The sequence below is a fragment of the Streptococcus oralis genome (genome assembly GCF_001075875.1).
Lineage (GTDB): Bacteria > Bacillota > Bacilli > Lactobacillales > Streptococcaceae > Streptococcus > Streptococcus oralis_I.
Window position 1 is genome coordinate 1 of the sequence record NZ_JUOS01000021.1, and the last position, 1,408, is coordinate 1,408.

The window sequence follows — 1,408 nt, forward strand, 5'->3', positions numbered from 1 at the left end:
ATAATTTCTGTAGTGGGTAGCACCACCATAGGAATTATGGAGCCTATTTTGTTGTAGAAAAAAAGTCCCATAAGACCTATAATGAAAAGTGACCAAACCATCATTAGAAAGAATCTTATGGAACAATTAAATTTTATCACAAACTTACTCGGAATTAAAGACAAGAACATCATAATCTTAGATTATCTTGATGCTGGAACGCATAAAGAAGTCATCGCTAAACTCGATTATCCTGCCCCTAAATGTCACAACTGTCAAGAACAAATGGCTAAATATGACTTTCAAAAAGAATCTAAAATTCCCTACCTCGAATGTGCAGGATACAAGACTCTCATTCGATTGAGAAAACGCCGTTTCCGTTGTAAAGTCTGCGGGAAAATAGCTGTTGCAGAGACTTCCTTAGTCAAAAAGAATCACCAAATCGCGACCATCGTCAACCAGAAAATCACTCAAAAATTAATCGAGAAAGTCCCTATGACGGCTATCGCAGAAAGTCTATCTGTCTCTACTTCGACAGTCATTCGTAAATTGAAAGAATTCAAATTCAAGACAGATTTATCTTTCCTTCCAACTCACATGTCTTGGGATGAATACAACTTCAAGAAAGGTAAGATGAGCTTCATTGCACAGGATTTTGATTCCAGAAAGATCGTAGCTATCCTGGATGGGCGGACTCAAGTGACCATTCGCAATCATTTTCTTCGTTATTCTGGAAAGGTGAGAAGTCGCGTGAAAGTCATTACCATGGATATGTTTAGTCCCTACTATGATTGTGCCAAAAAACTTTTTCCTAACGCTAAAATCGTTCTCGACCGCTTTCACATTGTCCAACATCTCAGTCGAGCTATGAATCGTCTTCGTATCCAAGTCATGAATCGTTTTGATCGCAAATCGCATGGATATAAGGCACTAAAACGTTACTGGAAACTCATTCAACAGGATAGCCGTAAACTTAGTAATAAACGTTTTTATCGCCCTACTTTTCGCTCATACTTGACCAATAATGAGATTCTCGAAAAGCTCCTTGAATCCTCTCAAGAACTTAGAGAGCACTATGAACTCTATCAACTATTACTATTTCATTTCCAAGAGAAACAAACAGACCATTTCTTTGAACTGATTGAAGAAACGATTTCTTGTGTAAATCTTATTTTTCAAACTGTTTTTAAAACCTTTTTGAAAGACAAGGACAAAATCATGAACTCACTGGAACTGCCCTACTCAAACGCGAAACTAGAGGCTACTAATAACCTCATTAAGGTCATCAAGCGCAATGCTTTTGGCTTCCGGAACTTTGAAAACTTTAAAACTAGAATCCTCATTGCTTTGAATATCAAAAAGGAGAGAACCAAGTTGGTCCTCTCCAGGTTATAACTTTTCATCAACCCACTACAGTTGACAAAGAGCC

The 1,408-nt window shown here is 37.6% G+C and carries 1 protein-coding gene; it reads left to right on the forward strand.

Annotated elements, in window-relative coordinates; all coding sequences use genetic code 11:
• Positions 1-117: 117 nt before the first annotated feature.
• On the forward strand, positions 118-1,374 hold the full coding sequence (locus tag ADM33_RS10635; protein ID WP_065429204.1) for an ISL3 family transposase: 1,257 nt from the start codon (positions 118-120) through the stop codon (positions 1,372-1,374).
• Positions 1,375-1,408: the final 34 nt, after the last annotated feature.